Source organism: Acinetobacter haemolyticus, assembly GCF_003323815.1.
GTDB classification, from domain to species: domain Bacteria; phylum Pseudomonadota; class Gammaproteobacteria; order Pseudomonadales; family Moraxellaceae; genus Acinetobacter; species Acinetobacter haemolyticus.
This window is the reverse complement of sequence record NZ_CP030880.1, coordinates 1,684,808-1,704,716: the sequence shown is the minus strand read 5'-3', so window position 1 is coordinate 1,704,716 and position 19,909 is coordinate 1,684,808. Positions and strand designations below refer to the sequence as shown.

The window sequence follows — 19,909 nt, the reverse complement described above, 5'->3', positions numbered from 1 at the left end:
AAGAGCGCACAAGCGCCCTTTTTATTTCACGACAATTTTAGTTAAAAGTTTTAAAACGTGCTGCATCATCCATATAGGTTTTTTCACCAGCTGGTGCTTCAACTGAACCAAATACTAGCTGAGCACGTAGTTTCCAATTAGCAGGAATCGCAAAAGTTTCCGCAACTTCTTCATCGATGATTGGATTGTAATGCTGTAATGAAGCACCGATACCAATTTCAGCTAACGCAGTCCAAGTCGCAAATTGCGCAATGGCACTTGAATGTTCTGACCATACAGGGAAGTTATCTGCATACAATGCAAATTGTTCTTGTAAACCTTTTACAACATCTTGATCTTCATAAAATAGCGCTGTACCAAAGCCAGCAGCAAAACTATCAATTTTTGCATTGGTGCTTTCAAATGCTTCAGCTGGTACGATTTTGCGTAATGTTTCGCGCACAATATTCCAGAAATTTGTATGTGACGCACCATATAAAGTGACAACACGTGATGTTTGTGAGTTAAAAGATGATGGGCTTTGCTTTACAGCCTCACGAATTGTTTCTTCAATCGTTGCTTGATCAACTGAAACATTTTTACCAATGGCATAGATTGTACGGCGTGCTTTAATGCTATTTAAAAAGTTACTCATGTTGTTATTCCTACCTGTACCCGATGGGAGTTATCTTGGATTGAATGTAGTGTATAACGACTCATTTTCCTGTAATAGTCCAAAAAACATAACAGATCGTTTCGTTTTTGAAACAATACTATGATTCTTAGTCTATAAAAAAGGCCCCATTTATATGGGGCCTTTTTTAGCATTCATTGTGATTACTTATCTGTTTCAAACAATGCTGCTACAAATGATTTAGCTGAAAATGGACGTAAATCGTCAATCTTCTCACCTACACCAATATAACGGATTGGAACATGGGTACGGCTTGCGATATTGAAAAGCACGCCACCTTTTGCTGTGCCATCTAACTTGGTAATCGTGATACCCGTTAATCCAACTGCTTCATCAAACAGTTGCACTTGATTAATTGCATTTTGACCTGTACCAGCATCAACAATCAACATAATTTCATGTGGTGCAGTCGCATCAATCTTCTGCATAACACGTTTAACTTTTTTGAGTTCTTCCATCAAATGAGATTTATTTTGCAAACGTCCAGCCGTATCTGCGATTAATACATCAATCCCTTTAGCACGAGCACTTTCAAAAGCATCAAAAATCACTGATGCACTATCAGCACCATGACCCTGAGCAACAACAGGGATGTCATTACGCTCTCCCCAAATCTGTAATTGCTCTGTGGCAGCTGCACGGAAAGTATCACCCGCAGCCAACATCACTTTCTTGCCCTCACCCTGTAAACGTTTTGCTAGTTTACCGATCGTTGTCGTTTTACCAACACCATTTACACCGACCATAAGAATCACATAAGGAGACTTATTCGGGTCAATATGTAAGGGCTTAACACGCGGAGCAAGCAATGCAACTAACTCTTCTTGTAGTGCTTTGTACAATGCATGTGAATAAATCAAATCACCGCGTGCTGTCCGTTCTGTCAAGTTTGCAATAATCGTTTTGGTAGCATCGACACCAATATCAGCAACCAATAATTGCTCTTCAACTTCTTCTAATAATTCATCATCGATTTCTTTACCACCAATCAAGATATTCACCATACCATCCGTAAAACTACGGCGTGTTTTGGTTAAACCATCTTTCATGCGACCAAAGAAACCACCTGATTTTTCTTCTTCGACAACAGGTGTAGTTGACTCCACAGAAACAACAGTAGGCGTTTGTTCTACTGTTGTTGGTGTTGCAGGTTCAATAATCGGAACATCGACAGCAGGTAAACTTGGCAGGGTAACATCATCATCACCGATGTCAGCATCTATCAAGAATTTATTTTGAATGTTCGATTGCTGTTGCATGTCGATTCCTTGAGAATAAAGCAGCTTTTAAAAAAGATTGTCAGTCTAGCACAAATTGATTTCTTTTTCCCGACTGACATAAACCATTCATTTATCATTAAAAATTTTGATTTAAAACTACTCATCCTCTCGTGCCATTGCTGGATATTGTTTAATCCGATTTGATTCAAATTGATAGGCATGCATGAGACGTAAATAGCTGAATTTTTGAATTTTAGGATATTTTAAAATCGCTTTAGCCATCGACTGCGTCCTAGGGTGGCTTGCTTGCAGAGATAATTGAATTACATGATCAAGTTGCTGGTCATTCACTGGGCGTAGTAAAGCTTTATAACCCACTATAAAAATAGACAAAATAACAATAATGACCAAAATATTAAAAAATCGGTCTAGTTTCAGTCGATACTTAGACTGCAAAATTTTATGTTTAGAAATGATAGACAACATAACCAACCTCAGTGTTATGAAGCAGTGTATGTATCTACCTCACTTAGAGCAAGTATCAACATTCATCAATGTCTAGCAAAGTATGCGTTAAAGATTGTTTTTCAACCAATAACGCAACACCTACCGGATATCCAACTATTTAACTTGTTAGCGTACGCACGAAAGCAAAATATAAAATAAATGCAATAATGAGCAAGGTTATAAATATCGCAAACATCCCAACTCCACTTTCAGCATCTGCTGGATGCAAATCATCTTCATCTGCAATTCTAAGTAGCTCACCATTGTAAATTTCGTAAAAACGATCTTTTTCTTGAGGACTAAGATTTATCGCAAAATCATAAACACGTTTACGTTGCGCTAAACAATAATCACCAAGGTGGATCTCTTGATGAAAAACAGCCTCATCAAGCAATTTGCGATGATGATGTGCTAAAGCAATAATTTGATTCTCAGTTGGCGGCATATCAAAGCTTAAACCATCAATTGTATGTGACATATTTTTCTCCTTTTCTATTCTTCTCACTTTGATTTTACTTAAAATAATTTGCACAGAGTGTTTCATCGTGTAAGCTTTTATTTAATGTAAATAAAAATCTGCTCAGTCACTTTGGTTATTTGACAATTCAATTAATTTTGTCATAATAACTTCACAAACAAGTGATAAATTAGCTTAAATTCGGAGCAATGTAGCTTCGAATAGAATATGCGGTAATCATAATTAAAATAAGGAGTTATATATGATTCAACATTTTACACAACATGAACTAGAGCATGTTTATGCGAATGCGGTAAATACAATCCAATCGCAGAAAAACTTTCAAGACGCAGTAAAAGATCTTGAACAAGTTGCACAAGCAGGACATGGTAAAGCAGCGTTATTTCTAGCAGAATTGTACTATCAAGGTTTCCGAGTCGAACGAGACTCTTTGAAAGCCCAATACTGGCAAAAGATGGCAACCCTAAAAGCATAAAGAGACGTCACTTAGGTGGCGTTTTTTTATGCCTGATTATTTATAATACTTTTTTAAATAGAGACTACGCGCACTTCGTTTGTCTTGCGCTACATCAAAGCTTTAGTCGCTCAATTGTTTTTAAAATTAGCATGAAATCTCTCCTATGTTATCCCCTACATGAATCGTAGTTATAGGCATGTTTTCATCACCTAGAATATTTGCTTACGATTTATATGAATAGTTTAAACATAAATGCCATCTAGATTTCTTATAATAAAACATAAGTTTAAATAAGATCAGTTTAACGACATGTATCGGTTCAATCATTTCAAACCAGTATCAAGCGAGTTGATGATTAAAATATCAATTCTAAAAACAATGATGTATTGCGGAGTTCTTTGGGGTCTTTATCATGATGGTTGGGCAATTAAGTCTGATCAAAATGGACATGTATTTCCTTTTTGGCTCAACGGTGTTCAAGCACATCGCTATGCTCAGTCAAATTGGAAACACTACAAACCGCGTAAAATCACATCAAAAGATTTTCATGAATCCTTACTTCCATTGCTGACGCGTTTGCAAGTAGAACCAGCTCTCTTTAACTCATCTCATTGCAAATTTAAACTCTCTACACAACAGATGCAGCACTTTTTCTTTATGCATCATCAAACTGCTATAGCTGTTTAGGAGAAATTAGACACATGAACGGATATTTTTATTCAGAATATGTATAAAAAGTCATCATTAAGCTGCAATTAGGGCTTTGCAATTAAAAAAAATACCGTTAAGTTAAATGAAAACGACAATACAATACAGGTGGAATAAACAATGACAATCGTTGCTCAAGTCATCAAAAATAAAGCTGAACAATCTATTTTTACAATCTCGCCAAATTCGACTGTACTTGAAGCAATTAAAATTATGGCAGACAAAGGTGTTGGTGCTTTGGTCGTTGCAGAGGATGAGAAAGTCATTGGGATTTTTTCTGAACGTGACTATACCCGTAAGATTGCATTGATGGAGCGTTCATCAAATAGCACGTTGGTTGCGGATATTATGACCTCAAAAGTCATCACCGTAAGCCTAAACAACACAGTTGAAGAGTGTTTACAGCTGATGACTGATCGTCATTTACGCCATTTACCAGTATTAGAAAATGACAAGTTGGTTGGTTTTATTTCCATTGGCGATTTAGTTAAAGCCGCAATGGAAGATCAACGTATTTTAATTGAACAGCTACAACAGTATATTTCAGGCTAAATTCCTGAATAAAAAAAGGGCAATATAAAATTGCCCTTTTTTATAGAAATAAAACTTATGCTGTCAGGAAATTACGAATAGCAGGAACCAAACGTTGTAATAATTCATCTGCTTGTGCTTGAGTCATATTCAATGGTGGTAATAAACGAACCACGGATCCCGCAGTTACATTAATAATCAATTTATATTGATCTCGTGCAATTGCAACTAATTCAGCACAATCCTTAGGTAGTTGAATGCCAATCATCATACCAAAACCACGCACTTGAACATTATTTTCAGCGAGTTGAGCTCTTAATTGATCAACGATATACGCCCCAACCGTTGCTGCATTCTCTACCGCATTTTCTTGTTGAATCGTTTCAATTACGGTATAAACCACACGTGAACCCAATACAGTTCCACCATACGTAGAACCGTGACTTCCCGCACCGAGTATTCCAACAGCTTTCCCTTGCGTCATCACTGCACCGACTGGAAATCCATTACCTAAGCCTTTAGCAGTTGTCATCACGTCAGGAATAATATTGGTGTGTTGATAAGCAAAATACTTACCAGTACGACCATTCCCAGTTTGAATCTCATCAAGCATCATGAGCCAATTATGTTGATTACATAACGCACGTACTTCTTCAAGATAACTGAAGCCTTGTGGTGCAGTGTTAACACCACCCTCACCTTGAATTGGTTCAATCAAGATTGCAACAATATCAGGATGATGAATCGCAGCTTCTTGAATCGCCTCAACATCCCCAAAAGGCACACGAACAAAACCATCGACTAATGGTGCAAAACCTTCCTGAACTTTCTTATTCCCTGTTGCAGACAAAGTTGCCAATGTACGTCCATGGAAAGACTGCTCAGCTACGATAATTTTAGGATTTGAAATACCTTGTTGTGCCCCAAACTTACGTGCAATTTTAATTGCACCCTCATTTGACTCGGCACCACTGTTCGAAAAGAAAATTTCTTCCATTCCAGAGACTTCAGCAAGTTTCTGCGCTGCTGCAGTTTGCCAAGGGATTTCAAATAAATTACTAGTGTGCACTAATGTTGCAGCTTGTTCTGCTATAGCAGATGCAATGACTGGATGTGCATGCCCCAAACCACATACTGCGATTCCTGTCAAAGCATCGAGATATTCGGTACCATCTGCTGTATATAAATACGCCCCTCGTCCTCGCACAAAACTGATCGCTTGGCGACCATAGGTTGCCATAAGATGAGACGGTTGATCAGGTTGCACAGGAGCAAGAGTAATATTTGTCATAACAAACTCAATCTATCAGTAGTTGTGTGGAAAAAAGTTATATAAGCAAAAACTTGCCTAGATTGAAAGCATAAACTCACATTTATACAAGAAAAATCTTGGGCAATGCTCGGCGAAGCGATTTTTTTAGGTATATAATGTCCGAAGTTTAGTTGAGGATCTATCTAATGACGGAACAAGCGCGTGATACAGTAGCGTTAATTCGTGATCAAATTGCGAAACACCCTGTTTTACTTTACATGAAAGGCACTCCACAATTCCCGCAATGTGGTTTTTCTGCTCGCGCAGTAGAAGCACTTAGCCAAATTGGTCGTCCATTTGCCTATGTAAATATTTTGGAAAATCAAGATATTCGTGCAACTTTACCACAAATTGCGAACTGGCCAACTTTCCCACAATTATGGATCAATGGCGAGTTAATTGGTGGTAGCGATATCATGCTTGAAATGTTCCAAAATGGCGAATTAAAGCCATTAGTTGAACAGTATAGCCCAGCGCCTGAAGCATAAGCTATCAAGCAAAAAGCCAATCATATGATTGGCTTTTTTATTGGAAATTGAGAATAGAAAGTCTTACTCTTTACTAAACCCGATATAACGAAACATCCCTTCCACGCCCAAATCTGCTTTAAAAATCTGTATATTTAAGTATTTTGCCTGAGTCACTGTTGCATAGATGTTCATATTGGGATCATCGTGAATTTCATCCACTGATTGAGACAAAGCGGCTTCAAAACGATCAGCAATGAACTCAAACCCTAAATCCATTGCCATAAACAAAGTATGTTCACATGGTTGTATATATTGCTCTTGCGTCCAATCTAAAACTGCTTGGTCACAATAAGGACAGCTAATATTCGCACTAGCATCAGATACTTCAAAGAGTTGATAAGTCATATCTATCGATCATAAAAATTTTCTGAATTATAAAGGACTTTTTACTTCACAAAAAATATCGAATACGCTCTTATTTTTGCAACGACAAATCTATAAAATATCGAATGTTGCAGAAATGGAATTGAATAATGCTAACCGATTTAGATGATTTTTACTGTTTTGCGCTAGTCGTTGAACATGGTGGGTTTAGTGCGGCTGAACGCGCAACTGATATTCCAAAATCAAAACTCAGTCGGCGCGTTTACAACCTCGAAGAGCAACTCGGTGTACGTCTAATTCAGCGTAGTTCTCGACATTTTGCAGTTACAGATATTGGTATGGATGTCTATCGTCATGCACAGGTCATGATGAATGCTGCACAAGCTGCACATGATGTAGTCAACCATTTAAGCAGCGAACCTAGAGGTGTAATTAAAGTCAGCGTACCTGTAGATATAGCTCAAAACCAAATGGCTAAAATCCTACCCACTTTTCTAAAAAAATATCCTGAAGTACGAGTGCAAATGCTGGTTAGTAACCGTCGGGTTGATGTGATTAACGAAGGAATTGATCTCGCACTACGCGTCCGCTCAAATCTTGATGAAGACCCTAACTTGGTTTTAAGACAGTTTGAAACAATCGAACAACGACTTTTCGCAAGTCAGGCCTATTTAAATGAGTTTGGTCATGTCACCACACCGGAACAACTCACTGATCATCGCATCATCAGTATGTCTGAAGATCATCTTGATCAACAGTTTTTACTATCTGGACCGAATAATATTCAAAAGAAGATTAAGGTTAATCCCGTGATTATGGGCTCAAATTTATTGATGTTAACTGAGCTAGCCAGTCAAAACTGTGGAATTGCATTATTACCTGATAGTATTGCCCAAAACTTTGTAGAATCAGGGCAACTGGTCAGAGTATTACCAGAATGGACGGCACCTCATGGTATTTTCCATGCTGTTTATCCTTCACGACGAGGACTACTGCCTGCGGTGCGCGTTTTTATTGATTATCTAGTGGAAGAGTTAGCTCAGTGCACAACAAAAAAGGTTCGATCTTAAATCGAACCTTTCGCTTTATTCATCTAACAGTCTAAGAAATATTAAACTGGTGGATAATTTCCTGTTCCATTTGGCCATGGTGTGAGTAACTCAAAACCATTATCAGTCACAGCAACCATATGCTCCCATTGCGCAGACAAAGATTTATCTTGTGTGATGACAGTCCAACCATCGCTTAACTCTTTTACAAAAGGTTTCCCTGCATTCACCATAGGCTCAATGGTAAATACCATACCTTTCTTTAACACCATGCCTTGACCTTTTTGACCATAGTGCAAAATATTTGGCTGCTCATGGTAAACACGCCCAATACCATGCCCGCAATACTCACGAACAATGCTATAGCCCTCGCGATGAGCCACAGATTGAATTGCGTAACCAATATCCCCTAAAGTCGCACCAGGTTTAACTGTATGAATACCAGCTAACATTGCTTCATAAGTGGTTTCAACCAGTTTTTTAGCTGCTGGACTTGGCTCACCCACAAAATACATACGACTTGTATCACCAAAATACCCGTCTTTGATCACGGCCACATCAATGTTTAGGATATCACCATCCTGTAAAATCTTTTTAGCAGAAGGAATCGCATGACAGACCTCTTCATTAACAGAAATACAAGTGGTCTTGGTAAAACCATGGTAACCCACATTTGCAGGAATAACCTGCAATGTATTCACGATGTAGTCATTGCAAATATCATCTAAATACTCTGTTGAAACGCCGGGTTTAATATAAGGTCCGATCATTTCTAATACTTGTGCCGCTAAACGCCCAGAGATACGTAGCTTCTCAATATCTTGTTCAGACTTAATGGTCACAGTAGAAGCTCTCATTCGAGATATTCCTTATAAAAAACAATTTCAATTCAAAAATGCAGCTAAAAAGATCAGCTACAATAAGTATGCGGAATAGTTTTACGCTTCAAAAGAAAAATCTTCAATCATTTTATGACTAAAATAACACTTTTATTTTACATTTAATTTCAATGTTGATTATAGAAAAAAACAATAAACTATTAAATCAGCTGAACTTTTAAACACTTACCTATAACTCAAATGAATCAAAATCATATTTTGATTTATACATGTTCTTTTTAGTCAAAAATAAACCAGTTTTCACATAAAATTGGTTCCAATTGATCATCTTTCTGTTCTAAAATCCGCACTTTTATTTAATCATCCCGCTTTTATGAACCAACTCCGTACAGGAGATATTATTGCCTTAGGTTTTATGACCTTCGCACTGTTTATCGGTGCTGGTAATATTATTTTTCCACCAATTGTTGCTCAACAAGCTGGTGAACATGTATGGCTAGCTGCTTTTGGATTTCTAATCACCGCAGTAGGTCTACCTGTTATCACAATTATGGCTTTGTCTCGTATGCAAGGCTCAATTGAAATCATCAGCTCTCCCTTAGGACGTTTTTCGAGTTTACTTCTCACGATCGTCTGTTACCTAACAGTAGGACCATTGTTTGCTACGCCACGCACGGCGACCGTTTCTTATGAGATTGGCTTTGCACCTTATTTTGGAACATCAAGCAGTAGTCTTTTCATCTACAGTATCATTTATTTTGTTTTTGTCATGGCTGTGTCTTTGTACCCAAACAAACTCTTAGATACTGTCGGCCATGTACTTGCCCCCCTAAAAATCATTGCATTGGCAATCTTAGGTATCGCAGCATTTGCGATCCCAACAGGAATGATCTCTCCCCCGATCAACAACTATACTGCAAGCCCAGTATCAGAAGGTTTTGTAAGTGGTTACCTAACCATGGATACCTTAGGCGCACTTGTATTTGGTATCGTGATCATTCAAGCGATTCACTCACGTGGGGTCACAGATTCTAAACTTATTACCAAATACGCCATTATTGCAAGTTTAATTGCTGGTCTTGGCTTAACCCTTGTTTATATCAGCCTGTTTAAACTTGGCTTGGGCAGTCATGAAGTAGCAGCCAATGCTGACAATGGTGCAATCATTCTTCATGCATATGTTCAGCATGCATTTGGTGACTATGGCTCTTATTTCCTTACGGGTTTAATTTTCCTCGCTTGTATGGTCACTGCAATCGGCTTGACCTGTGCATGCGCCGAATATTTCACCGAGCTAACTGGTTTATCCTATAAATTACTAGTCTTCATTCTCACAGGTTTGTCTTTATTAATTTCAAATCTTGGTTTAACTAAACTAATTGCTTTTTCAGTTCCAGTGTTGAGCGCGATTTATCCACCTGCGATAGTGGTTATCATGCTGAGTTTTTTCTGGAAATATTGGAAAAAACCATCACTTGTTGTTGGTTCAGTAACAGCGATTGCTTTCTTTTTTGGAATTATTGAAGCCATAAAAGCTGCAGGTTTTGAAACATACTTGCCTGCTTTTATCGAGCAATTACCCTTAAATGAACAAAATCTTGCATGGTTACTCCCATCCTTGATCGTTCTTGTTTGCGCAATTACTGTAGATCGAATCCGTACCAGTAAAGATTAAAATGATTTGTCGTTAAAATGATGTTTTACCCAAACATGATTTTAGCTATACAAAGAATGTTCTTTTATCCAATGTTCATTTTTTGTTTACGACAGATCATTGTTCTATGTACTGCTAAATTATCAGTGATCAGAATTCAATTTGAAGTGAATTATGGAACATATGCTGCTTGATATAAAATGATACTTAAAAGATAAAAAATAACCTATATTTAACAAATAAATAGATTTAACTCACATCAGAAATACAAAAAAACCATATAAATCAACCCTACAAATAATTCCACTAAAAAAGAAGTCATTTAGCTATTGAAAAAATTGAAAATTCCAAGTACAACTTTAATAACAATTCCGACAAAAACACATGGTTTTGTCATCGCAACAAGGAGGGATGGAGATGTTATCAACACATTTCAACAAGCAAGTCTTCATTAACACTCTGAAGACCAATGACTCAATTATTTATGCCATCACTACACTTGCTCTAATGGCAACGTTATTGTTTCAAGGCGCTATTAAAGGCAACCTAAAACCCGAATATTTTGCTTATGCATTAATTGTTTCACTGGCATTTTGTGTATGGGCTGTTGTAGATCAGAAGTTTAGACAATTAAGTCTGGCACGCAAGAAAACTTCTTTAGGAAAAATGGATGAGTGATCATCCATTTTTTTAACCCCAAAAACTTAACATCGTTCCTAATAATAAAATGCCTGTTGCACCAAGCTCTACTATAATCAAAGCTAACATCATGATCGTCATAGACCAAGTAGGAAGCGTCAAACGTCCCAGCTGATGAGGACGTTTAAACTGATTGGTCGTATCTTTTAATAAACCATGAATGATATAAGTCAAAATTGACATTGCGAAAAAGAATAAATTGGCTAGAACACAAAATAAAACTACAGACTCAGCCAGAATCGTAAAATGACTGAGTACAGCCAAGATTAAGCTCGCTGCGGCATACAACAAGCTACTTCGATGAGCAATGTCTACATAGTAATGTGCCCTTGCCTGTTCTGTTTGTCTAATTTGATAATATTTCCAAACACCTGTTAGCATTCCAATCCATAAAAACACCCCACTAAATACAATAGCAATTTGTGTTGCATCTTTTAACTCATACATCCAAGTATCCCCATTATCAATTTCATTCCGTTTTGTTGCTATATTACAGAAAAATTGACTTAGGAGTCACACTTTAGCCAAGTTTCTTTTTGGAACTTATGTAAAGTAGAACAATGAATCAAAAATAGAGTATGTTTTAGATGAAAACATTTGAATCATTTTGGATAAGTTGTAAAGATGGCTATCAACTTGCTGCTCAATTCTATCCTGCTCAACAAAAGGACATCAACGCACTACCTATCTTAATTTGCCCTGCAACTGGTATTACCAAAACCTTTTATCATCCCTTTGCAGAATGGTTAAGCCAACAAGGTTATAACGTCCTCAGTTTTGATTTTAGGGGGATCGGTGAATCCTTACATGGTGCACTAAAGGATTCAACAGCCAGCATTAATGATTGGGGAATGCTAGATATTCCTGCTGCCATTGAAACATTATTAAAGCGCACAAATGCAGAAAAAGTGATTATTGTTGGACACAGCGCTGGAGGGCAATTACTGGGCATTACGCCGAACTACCATAAAGTAGCAAAAGTTTTGGCTATCGCTGGTTCTACTGGACACATTAAAGGTCTGAAAGGTAAAACTAAATTACTCGCACCAGTAATGTTTAATGTAATTTTCCCTATTTCAAGTCTATTTAAAGGATATGGAGCAACTCAATTTATTGGTATGGGAGAAAATCTACCAAAAAATGTTGCTAAACAATGGGCTGAGTTTTGCAGTAAACCTGGCTATGTTATGAATGCAGTTGGAAAAAGTATTTCCGAAGATTATCACCAAGAAATTCAGTGCCCTATCACTTCTTTTTGGGCCAGTGATGATGAAATTGCAACCCATACCAATGTCAAAGATTTACTTCGCTTATACCCAAATGCTAAAACCAAGCTTGTTGAGCTTAACCCACAAAAGCACGGCTATAAGCAAATTGGGCATATGTTGATGTTTAAAAAGTCACATCAAAAACTATGGTCATTAATTGAAAACGAATTACATATATAGGTTCAATTCTACAAACTATTTTCCTGTTTACGCATCTAAATCTGTAATCCTGTTTAGATGCGTTTTTTGAGTCTCTAGCTTATAAAGCAATCCTGATAACTCAACTCATAAGTTAGAAATATTTATAAAAATATAGTTTTGATTAGAAATACTTAACAAAAATTCACTCTAGAAAACTTTATTAAGCCACCAAAAGTGGAAGTGTGATAAAGAATGTCCTTATTCAACTGTTTCACAATATTTCTGGATTATATTTTTCAACCAGTTGTTTAATACAAAGTTCTGTATTTTTTAGTTTTTTAATGATTATTTATTTATTAAATATATTGATTTTGTATTTTTATGACATTTTAGACAGAATTTTTTATAAAAAAGTCACGTCAAAATGCGTATTTTTTTTCTACAATACGTTTATTCTACAAATGAGCAGAAATGCGAAGTCGTTGGAATATCGTTGAATTAAATTACTTTGGTGAATTCATCATTCATTACAAATTTATGTGAATTTTGTGATAATTCCCTTTGTTATTGATTAAGATGATTACATCATTATCTTTAAAGAGATTGGCTATCAACGACCTGCTATGAAACTTGTGTTTTTAGCAATGAAATTGTAGACATTTCATGGAATCTAAGCGTTACGCTATATCGCTCTTCATAAAAGCATGGGGGAAAGAGGGAAATGACAAAGAAATATGCGCGTTTTTTACCTACAGCCGATTCATTTAAGCTAGAAGATTTTCCTTACTATTGGATTTCTCAAGTAAATGCACAGTACGTACAAAACATCGATAACGTACTTAAGAAATATGGCTTAGACAACTCACGTCGTCGTATTCTCATCGCATTAGATGTTAAACCTCATGCAAGCGTATCTGAACTATCAGATATGGTCATCTCAAAAATGTCGACAACAACCAAAATTGTTTATCGCTTAAAAGATGAAGGTTACATCGAGACCTACTCTTGTAATGAAGATGGTCGTATTACTCGTGTCTATCTCACCGACAAGGGTAAAGAGATGATCATCAAAATTAATGATTTAACTTCAGTCATTCTAGAGCAATCATTTGATGGTTTGACACCACTGCAAATTGAAAAAACCATGGAAATTTTGAGACACATGTTTAAAAATCTTGCTCGTTAAAGGTTTTTCTTTATGAATAAACAAAGGCTTCAATCATGAAGCCTTTGTCATTTATATACGGGTTTGTTTTCTTCAATCAAACATATTCAACTGAGGTGTCACCTTTTCTATTTTTATTTTTGGTACATGTGAGCACTCAAACTCCTCAACTGGAAATCCGCACATAAAACGACTAAGTTGATTAGGTTGTTTTAAACTAAGCCACTCATTCAAGCGATCATGTGGAATGACAACGACGGATCGTTTAACGTCACCGGGTTCATGAAACTCTTTCATCATAGGATGATCAATCGCATTCATAGTCAACATCGTTGCAGAACGCACAATTTGATCATTTAATTTGCGTATTTCGTAAAGTGCTGCAATATAAAATGCTTGACCATCTTTTCGACGTACTCCCCAACGCTGTGGTTTACCGTCGATATATTTGCTTTCATAAAATTCAGCAACAGGAATAACACCAAATTTGCATTTTGATGCTGCTTCAAGAAAACTAGGTTTCTGAAAAATGGTTTCATGCCGTGCATTATAAGTATGTTTGGCAATATTGGTGTCTTCAGACCATTTAGGTACAAGCCCAAACAGTACATCTCGCCATTCTAAGCTCTGTTCTGATTGAAATAGCAAAGGTGTTTTATAACTTGGATAAACTTCATCCACATAGTCAAACGGGATCAATGGCAATTCAAGTTGCTTCGCTTGTTCGAGTGTTAAAGGCTTATAGTTGGCACACATACTATGATGATTAAATAAATCTCAATAAAAATATGTTTTAAAAGGGAGGTATCTTTACCTCCTTTAATTTTCTTAACAGGTTATTTAAATAACTTTTTCAATTTCGCACTTAAACCATGTACAAAACGATGCTTAGCGTTGGCTTTATCACTTGTCAAAAAGTTAATTTGAATCGACTGACGCTGCCCTTCATAAGGAACATATCCGTGCCAGCCATTATCAGTTACTTTAAATGCAACCAGAGTACCCGGGCCAGCATTAATCTCCTCAACATAGTCATCCATATTTTTTTCATCATTTAAAATGCGAAGACGGCCAGTTGGTGCATCCCAAGACTCATTTAAGTAAATCAAAATAGTGAGCAGCTTAGTCTTAGAATCAGAATGAATACGACCATCTTTTTGACGTGAATAACCACGTAATGTGATCATCATTGGATGTTCCATAACATCCACATCAAATTTTTCAGTTAAGATTTGACGGAACTCTTTGGTGTCAAGAGACTTTAAGAAACGATCAAAATTAGGTTTGATTTCAACATCTTCAATATTATAGCTTCCACCTTGATCAATTTTTGGGAAGTCTTGAATTACAGCCATTACCTCACTATCGACAATAGAGTTTTCTACTACAAAATATGGATACGGAGAGGTTGAAACTTGTGCTTGTTGTAAAGCATCTAATTTTAAAATTTGTGACATCGTTAAGTTTCGACTAAATGATCAAATTAAGAGAATTATAGCAAAAATTTGGTTTGCTTTTATATGTTGAAGCTATAAAAACAAAGACCCTTCAAAATTGAAGAGTCTTTGTAGATTCACAGAAACTAATCGAAATTAGTCACCTGTATACCCTTTAAGTTTTAAACGAGCAGCGTGTAACAATGGCTCTGTATAACCAGATGGTTGCTCAGCACCCTTGAAGATCAAGTCAGAAGCAGCTTGGAATGCAATCCCATCAAAGTTCGGTGCCATTGGCGTGTACAATGGATCATTGGCATTTTGTTGATCAACAATCACAGCCATGCGCTTAAGCACTTCTTCAACTTGTTCGCGTGTTACGATACCGTGACGTAACCAGTTAGCAACATGTTGAGAAGAAATACGTAATGTTGCGCGATCTTCCATCAAACCAACGTTGTTGATATCTGGAACTTTCGAACAACCCACACCCAAATCTACCCAACGAACAACATAACCTAAAATACCTTGGCAGTTATTCTCAAGCTCATTATTTAACTCTTCTGCAGTCCAATTTGTTTCAGGTGCAAATGGTGGAGTTAACAAGTCATCAAGTGTCAACATATCTTCCGCAGCCAATTCATCTTGGCGCGCTTTTACATTGATTTGATGGTAATGCAACGCATGAAGTACAGCACCCGTTGGAGATGGAACCCATGCACAAGTTGCACCAGCATTTGGATGTGCAGTCTTAGTCGCCAACATATCTTTCATGCTATCTGGTTTTGGCCACATGCCTTTACCAATCTGAGCTTTACCTTGTAAACCACATGCTAAACCAATCGCAACGTTACGGTTTTCATAAGCAGCAATCCATTTCTGGGTCTTAACTGCTTCTTTACGTACAACTGGCGCAGCTTCCATAGAAGTATGGATTTCATCACCCGTACGGTCCATGAAACCTGTGTTAATGAAGATTGTACGATCTTTAGCCGCAGCGATACAGTTCTTCAAATTCACTGAGGTACGACGTTCTTCGTCCATGATACCGATTTTGAGTGTTTTAGCTGGTAAGCCAAGCGCTTGTTCAGCACGCTCAAACAATTCAACTGCGAAAGCAACTTCTTCAGGACCATGCATTTTTGGTTTTACGATGTACATAGAACCTTTACGAGAGTTGTGATTCTCGTTTTGGCCACGGATATCAGCAATTGTAAGTAATGGCGTAACTAAAGCATCCATGATCCCTTCAAATACTTCCTCACCATCTACAAGGATCGCTGGGTTTGTCATCAAGTGACCCACATTACGAAGAAGCATTAATGAACGACCATGTAAAGTAGTCGTACCACCAATTAAGTTTTGAACTGTGCGGTCTTTATTCAAAGCACGAGTAATGGTTTTACCATTTTTCTCGATTGACTCTTGTAAGTCACCTTTCATCAAGCCTAACCAGTTACGATAGCCTTCGACTTTCTCTTCTGCATCAACTGCTGCAACAGAATCTTCTAAATCTTGAATAGTGGTGATCGCAGCCTCAAGCGTTAAATCTTTCACGCCAGCTGCATCTGTTTTACCTACAGGGCTATTTGCATCGATGTCAACAATAACATGCAAGCCATTATTTAATAAAACAATTTCTGTTGGATTGGCAGCTTCACCATTAAAACCAACAAATTGTGCTTCATGTTCTAAGCTCGTAGTTGAGCCATCTTTTAAACTTACAACTAAACGATTATGATCAACTGCATATTTTGTTGCATCTGCATGCGAACCTTGCGCCAACGGGAAGGTTTGGTTTAAGAAATCTTTTGCAAAAGCAATAACTTTGTCGCCACGAACTGGGTTATAGCCTTTGCCTTTTTCCGCACCATTTTCTTCAGAAATTACATCCGTACCATAAAGCGCGTCGTACAATGAACCCCAACGAGCGTTTGCAGCATTCAAGCAGTAACGTGCATTACGTACAGGTACCACTAACTGAGGCCCTGCTAATAAAGCAATTTCTTCGTCAACATTTTCAGTTGTAACTTTGAAATCTTCTACTTCTGGCACTAAATAACCAATTTCAGTTAAGAATGCTTTATATGCATTGAGTTCAAATTTATTATTGCGATGCCACTCATCAATTTTAGCTTGAAGCTCTTCACGCTTAGCCAATAACGCTTTGTTCTTTGGACTAAGATCAACAACGACTTGCTCGAAGTTTTTCCAGTAAGTTTCACTATCTAAACCAGAACCTGGTAAAGCTTCATTTTCGATGAAATCGTAAAGTTCTTTAGCAATCGCTAGCTTGCCTTGTTGAATACGTACAGTCATTGTCTTTCCTGATGGTGCTAACTTTTTATAACAAGAAACCTAGTATACCGATTTATACTAGCCTGAATAGTAATATCACATTCCTAAATAGTAAGCATTTTCCCAACATGTAGTATTGACAAAAATTAAATTTCTTGTTCTGGGAAAAGCTTATGTCTTATGTCCTTACTGTTTAGTGTTATCACCCTTATTCAAGGTTCAAACCTATCTAGTTATAACAAAATTCAAGCAAGAATAAAGTGCTCTCTACTTAAATTCATAAAAAAAGACATTCCGAAGAATGCCTTTTTTAAATCATGAAGTTTTTGCAATTTGTATTTGTCGATGCTCAGAATTTAAATAATCATCTGACTGCATTTCAAGTAATCTTGAACGTGTCCGTTCAATTTCAAATGCTAATTTATCGCCTTTATATAAATCAATAATCGAATCCTCTGAGGTTAATAACAACTTTACCCCACGGTCATAGAATTCATCGACCAAATAAATAAAGCGACGTGTCCCTTCAGATAAGAAATCCGTCAAATGCGGTACATTACTGACTAAAACAGTATTGTATATGTTTGCAATTTCGATGAAATCAGCTGGGCTACGCGGTTTAAAACATAGTTCAGAAAACTCACACCACAATACGTCTTCAGTATGCCCCAAAGTCTCAACAACACGATTGTTAATCATAATCGGAGAGTTTGATTGTACTTGTGTTTGGGTTAAAGCGCTAAAACGCTCAGCCATCCATGCCTGCACATCATTACCAAGCGGATGCTTAAACAACTGTGCTTGTTTTAATACCCGTAAACGGTAATCGATACCAGCATCAACATTCAAAACGGTACAATTTTTCTGAACCAATGCAATTGTCGGCAAGAAACGATCTCGATGAATCCCGTTTTTATACAAACCTTCAGGAGCAATATTTGAGGTAGCAACTAAAGTAATGCCCCGCTCAAACAACTTCTGGAATAAATCACTAATAATCATTGCATCTGTAACATTCGATACAAAGAATTCATCAAAACAGATCACCACTGCATTTTTGTAGATTTGATCTGCGACCAAATCCAAAGGATTACGCTGACCTGAAAGTTTGTTTAACTCTTTATGTACATGTTGCATAAAGTGATGGAAATGCATACGTGTTTTTCGACGGAATGGTACTGACTCATAAAATTGATCCATTAACCATGTCTTACCACGTCCTACACCACCCCACATATAAACACCTTTCGGATAGGTTTGACGACGGAATCGTCTAAACGCTTTCTTTGATGCTTTATAACGGGTGAGCAACTCTTTCCACACGCGATCTAGCTCTTGAACTGCCTGAGCTTGTGCTTCATCAGGCATGAACTGTCCTGACTCAAGTGCTTGAGCATAACGCTCAGCAGGTGATGTTGGAATGTATGCAGTGCTATGCGAGTCTGGCTTAGAATTTAACATAAGGTGTTATTACAATTTTAATTGAGAAAAATTATATCGAACATTGAGTTCAAAGACATTAGATTTTAGGCTTAATTATCATGTAGTTTAAACATCATAATGTTCCATTTTTAATCATTTAATGATTTCGGTTATACTGTCGAGGACTCTGTCCAAACCATCGTTTAAATGCATGATTAAAGGCAGCAGGTTCAGAATAACCCAACATTTCTGCAATCTGTTCAACTGAATATGTACTTGCTTCAATAAATTTTATTGCCTTTTTCTTGATAAGCCTTTCACGGATTTCTTTATAGCTGGTCTGCATTTGCTGCAATTGATGCCTTAGCGTTCGCTCAGGAATTTTGAGTGCGCATGCTGTCTCAGACATGGTCGGTATGACCCCATTTTGCAATTCGAGATAACCTTCCACATAATCAACTATTGTCACATCTAAATGCGCGACCTTCTCTAACAGCTCCAAATCGGATAGGCATTTTTCTTCATAAATTCGATAGGTCAGGATATCCGCAGATGGAATTTTAGTTTCTAAAAGTTGTGTATTCTCCATCATAAATGCAGCTTGCTCGCAACCAAACTTCACATCCACACCATAATAATCTTGGTAGGAAGCGATCAAGTGTAAATCTTTTGGCCTTTTAAAGGGTAATTCAATCTTTATTTTAGGAATCTCTAATCCCATCATTTTAAAAATATCTTGTAGGAATTTATAGGTTCCCGAGATTTCACACTGCGCTCTCAAATGCCCCAAATGTGTTTCGAGATCAATCGGTTGATATGCCAAATGAATAAAATCTTCTTGAATATCTAATTTTAAAGAACCAAATAGATGTGTGAGCTGTTGAAATCGGATTCCGTTTAGCAAAGCTTTTTCTAAAGTATTACTGGTCACCAAAAGCATAAGAAATGGACCATAACCTGCTAATGCATAATGCTGACCAATAAACAAACCTTGTTCAGGTGAAACATCTTGACTAATATGCTGCAGAATATCCCACTCAATCTCATCCGCAATGATTGAACTTGGATCTAAAGCGTCAGCATGTATTCCCATTTGGGCTAAACGTGTATCCACATCTATTCCAACATGACGCATGCCTTGAATCAAATACATCAATCCGAGGATAGATCTTTTCATAATTCTAAATCTAATTCTCAA

22 protein-coding genes are annotated in these 19,909 nt (G+C 37.1%); 9 read left to right on the top strand and 13 right to left on the bottom strand.

Annotated features, from left to right (window positions below):
* Positions 1–37: 37 nt before the first annotated feature.
* From DS737_RS07830 to DS737_RS07815, 4 genes are all read right to left on the bottom strand, one after another.
* Positions 38–634 (bottom strand): nitroreductase family protein, encoded by a 597-nt coding sequence (locus DS737_RS07830; protein ID WP_004639262.1) that lies wholly within the window; start codon positions 632–634, stop codon positions 38–40.
* 182 nt (positions 635–816) lie between these two features.
* Entirely contained in the window at positions 817–1,932 is a 1,116-nt protein-coding gene (gene ftsY, locus DS737_RS07825) for a signal recognition particle-docking protein FtsY (RefSeq protein ID WP_005080505.1), read from the bottom strand.
* Between the two features lie 117 nt (positions 1,933–2,049).
* Entirely contained in the window at positions 2,050–2,379 is a 330-nt protein-coding gene (locus tag DS737_RS07820; protein WP_113997239.1) for a hypothetical protein, read from the bottom strand.
* Between the two features lie 139 nt (positions 2,380–2,518).
* Positions 2,519–2,878 (bottom strand): hypothetical protein, encoded by a 360-nt coding sequence (locus DS737_RS07815; RefSeq protein ID WP_005080500.1) that lies wholly within the window; start codon positions 2,876–2,878, stop codon positions 2,519–2,521.
* A 241-nt stretch (positions 2,879–3,119) separates the two neighbouring features.
* Here DS737_RS07815 and DS737_RS07810 point away from each other — a divergent pair, with 241 nt between their 5' ends.
* The 3 genes from DS737_RS07810 to DS737_RS07800 all read left to right on the top strand — a co-directional run bounded on the left by DS737_RS07810 (position 3,120) and on the right by DS737_RS07800 (position 4,595).
* Positions 3,120–3,353, top strand: coding sequence for an SEL1-like repeat protein (locus DS737_RS07810; protein WP_004639266.1), 234 nt, complete (start codon positions 3,120–3,122; stop codon positions 3,351–3,353).
* A gap of 291 nt (positions 3,354–3,644) precedes the next feature.
* Entirely contained in the window at positions 3,645–4,022 is a 378-nt protein-coding gene (locus DS737_RS07805) for a DUF2750 domain-containing protein (RefSeq protein WP_004639267.1), read from the top strand.
* A 141-nt stretch (positions 4,023–4,163) separates the two neighbouring features.
* On the top strand, positions 4,164–4,595 hold the full coding sequence (locus DS737_RS07800) for a CBS domain-containing protein (protein ID WP_004639268.1): 432 nt from the start codon (positions 4,164–4,166) through the stop codon (positions 4,593–4,595).
* Between the two features lie 55 nt (positions 4,596–4,650).
* On the opposite strand, the gene DS737_RS07795 is transcribed toward DS737_RS07800, so the two are convergent.
* The gene (locus DS737_RS07795) at positions 4,651–5,865 is read right to left on the bottom strand and encodes an aspartate aminotransferase family protein (protein WP_113997238.1); all 1,215 of its coding nucleotides are present in this window, start codon (positions 5,863–5,865) and stop codon (positions 4,651–4,653) included.
* Positions 5,866–6,032: 167 nt separating this feature from the next.
* Between DS737_RS07795 and grxD the strand changes: the two genes are divergently transcribed.
* Positions 6,033–6,374 carry a Grx4 family monothiol glutaredoxin gene (gene grxD / locus DS737_RS07790; protein WP_004639270.1) on the top strand — a complete coding sequence of 114 codons (342 nt, stop codon included), beginning with the start codon at positions 6,033–6,035 and terminating at the stop codon, positions 6,372–6,374.
* 63 nt (positions 6,375–6,437) lie between these two features.
* Here the strand turns inward: grxD and DS737_RS07785 are convergent, their stop codons facing one another.
* Entirely contained in the window at positions 6,438–6,761 is a 324-nt protein-coding gene (locus DS737_RS07785) for a hypothetical protein (RefSeq protein WP_005090380.1), read from the bottom strand.
* 128 nt (positions 6,762–6,889) lie between these two features.
* Here DS737_RS07785 and DS737_RS07780 point away from each other — a divergent pair, with 128 nt between their 5' ends.
* Positions 6,890–7,810 (top strand): LysR family transcriptional regulator, encoded by a 921-nt coding sequence (locus DS737_RS07780; protein WP_004639272.1) that lies wholly within the window; start codon positions 6,890–6,892, stop codon positions 7,808–7,810.
* A gap of 41 nt (positions 7,811–7,851) precedes the next feature.
* Here DS737_RS07780 and map read toward each other — a convergent pair whose 3' ends face one another.
* Positions 7,852–8,646 carry a type I methionyl aminopeptidase gene (map, locus tag DS737_RS07775; RefSeq protein WP_004639273.1) on the bottom strand — a complete coding sequence of 265 codons (795 nt, stop codon included), beginning with the start codon at positions 8,644–8,646 and terminating at the stop codon, positions 7,852–7,854.
* Between the two features lie 355 nt (positions 8,647–9,001).
* Between map and brnQ the strand changes: the two genes are divergently transcribed.
* On the top strand, positions 9,002–10,303 hold the full coding sequence (gene brnQ / locus DS737_RS07770; protein ID WP_113997237.1) for a branched-chain amino acid transport system II carrier protein: 1,302 nt from the start codon (positions 9,002–9,004) through the stop codon (positions 10,301–10,303).
* A gap of 396 nt (positions 10,304–10,699) precedes the next feature.
* A complete protein-coding gene (locus tag DS737_RS07765; protein ID WP_005080487.1) occupies positions 10,700–10,960 on the top strand; it encodes a hypothetical protein in 261 nt (86 codons plus the stop codon).
* Between the two features lie 12 nt (positions 10,961–10,972).
* Here the strand turns inward: DS737_RS07765 and DS737_RS07760 are convergent, their stop codons facing one another.
* On the bottom strand, positions 10,973–11,428 hold the full coding sequence (locus tag DS737_RS07760) for a hypothetical protein (protein WP_004639279.1): 456 nt from the start codon (positions 11,426–11,428) through the stop codon (positions 10,973–10,975).
* Between the two features lie 140 nt (positions 11,429–11,568).
* Here DS737_RS07760 and DS737_RS07755 point away from each other — a divergent pair, with 140 nt between their 5' ends.
* On the top strand, positions 11,569–12,429 hold the full coding sequence (locus DS737_RS07755) for an alpha/beta hydrolase family protein (RefSeq protein WP_113997236.1): 861 nt from the start codon (positions 11,569–11,571) through the stop codon (positions 12,427–12,429).
* Between the two features lie 682 nt (positions 12,430–13,111).
* Positions 13,112–13,576, top strand: a complete 465-nt coding sequence (locus DS737_RS07750) for a MarR family winged helix-turn-helix transcriptional regulator (RefSeq protein WP_004639282.1) — start codon at positions 13,112–13,114, stop codon at positions 13,574–13,576.
* 72 nt (positions 13,577–13,648) lie between these two features.
* Here the strand turns inward: DS737_RS07750 and DS737_RS07745 are convergent, their stop codons facing one another.
* The 5 genes from DS737_RS07745 to DS737_RS07725 all read right to left on the bottom strand — a co-directional run bounded on the left by DS737_RS07745 (position 13,649) and on the right by DS737_RS07725 (position 19,888).
* On the bottom strand, positions 13,649–14,311 hold the full coding sequence (locus tag DS737_RS07745) for an SOS response-associated peptidase family protein (protein WP_005090374.1): 663 nt from the start codon (positions 14,309–14,311) through the stop codon (positions 13,649–13,651).
* Positions 14,312–14,391: 80 nt separating this feature from the next.
* Positions 14,392–15,012, bottom strand: a complete 621-nt coding sequence (locus DS737_RS07740; protein ID WP_004639284.1) for a 2OG-Fe(II) oxygenase — start codon at positions 15,010–15,012, stop codon at positions 14,392–14,394.
* 135 nt (positions 15,013–15,147) lie between these two features.
* Positions 15,148–17,310, bottom strand: coding sequence for a malate synthase G (locus DS737_RS07735; RefSeq protein ID WP_005090373.1), 2,163 nt, complete (start codon positions 17,308–17,310; stop codon positions 15,148–15,150).
* Between the two features lie 294 nt (positions 17,311–17,604).
* Positions 17,605–18,750, bottom strand: a complete 1,146-nt coding sequence (gene zapE / locus DS737_RS07730; protein WP_004639286.1) for a cell division protein ZapE — start codon at positions 18,748–18,750, stop codon at positions 17,605–17,607.
* 118 nt (positions 18,751–18,868) lie between these two features.
* Positions 18,869–19,888: an AraC family transcriptional regulator gene (locus tag DS737_RS07725; RefSeq protein ID WP_113997235.1), complete on the bottom strand. Its 1,020-nt coding sequence runs from the start codon at positions 19,886–19,888 to the stop codon at positions 18,869–18,871.
* Positions 19,889–19,909: the final 21 nt, after the last annotated feature.